We start from the raw sequence: 1117 nt of genomic DNA, 5'->3' as shown, positions 1-1117 counted from the left end.
TGTTTTGAGCAGCCTGCGGCTAGCTTCCTAGTTTGCTCTTTGATTTTCATTGAGTAGCAATCCTGTCTTTCACGGCAGGATTTTTTATATATCAAAAAGCAAGTCACTTGACCTGCTTCTGCTTTACTCTTCTTGTGCTAATGCTTTAAAATCTTTGTCTAAGATGGGTTGCACTTCTAATTGATTGGCGTCTAGTTGGTGGTAAAATGCTGATGGTAGCGACTCTAGGAATTTTGCATAGTCCAAGCGAGCGATAGCCTCATAGTCTTCTGGTTTAGAGCCGTCTCCTGTGATTTGAACCAAGTCAATCTCCCACTGGACTTCCTTATCCACCAATTGCTCCATATAGGCTGCAGGAACAAATGGTTCTCTCGGTAAAACTGTCTTGACTCCTTGAGCTAGATGGTAAACGCCATGCACTTGTCCCTCTCCATCCTGATAGAAGGAAACTCTTGCAAAGTAGGCATCTGTCTCTTGAACCGCACGCACACGCGCTTCAAACTGTGCCAAACCATCTTCCCCTAAAAAGCTTTTCAAATCCTCATGACTAAAGAAAACAGGATTAAAAATTCCTTGGCAAATCGTAAAACGGGCTGCAGTGTCTGCAAGATGGGCTTGAATACTTGCTTGGAAATAAGCTTCAAAATCAAAACCATCTAGTCCTTCAATCTCAGTTCCTGTGTAAGCAAGCAAAGCATCTAAAAATGACTTGATGATCTCCCAGTCTATCTTCGTTAGTAGCTCAGGAAGATCGACACGGTAAGCCTTTCGACCATCAGCATAACTGACCTTAAAGAGAAATTGTGATTGCCCTACTATCGCACACTCGATATACTCAAGACGGTTAAGAAGCTGACGGAGATAAACCGCATCATAGCTATGTGACTCCAAACCATCTACCAAGGCCAAGATGGACTTGGCAGTCAAAATCTCTTGTTCTCCTAAAATGCTCTGTTTATTTGGAATAAAAAATGTTTTCGCCATAACTGGACTCTTTTGAAATCGTTTACATACAGTATACCTTATTTTTCTGAAAGATACAAAAACAAACTTTATACTCTTCGAAAATCAAATTCAAACCGCGTCAGCTTCGCCTTGCCGTAGATATATGTAACTG

1 protein-coding gene is annotated in these 1117 nt (G+C 41.4%); it reads right to left on the bottom strand.

Features of this window, described 5'->3' with window-relative positions; all coding sequences use genetic code 11:
* Positions 1-123 precede the first annotated feature (123 nt).
* Positions 124-984 carry a DUF4299 family protein gene (locus tag HT671_RS10655; protein WP_138703210.1) on the bottom strand — a complete coding sequence of 287 codons (861 nt, stop codon included), beginning with the start codon at positions 982-984 and terminating at the stop codon, positions 124-126.
* Positions 985-1117 lie beyond the last annotated feature (133 nt).

Source organism: Streptococcus sp. 2741 (genome assembly GCF_013276315.1).
In the GTDB taxonomy this organism is placed as follows: domain Bacteria; phylum Bacillota; class Bacilli; order Lactobacillales; family Streptococcaceae; genus Streptococcus; species Streptococcus pseudopneumoniae.
The sequence above is the reverse complement of the archived record's forward strand: the minus strand, read 5'-3'. Positions and strand labels throughout refer to the sequence as shown.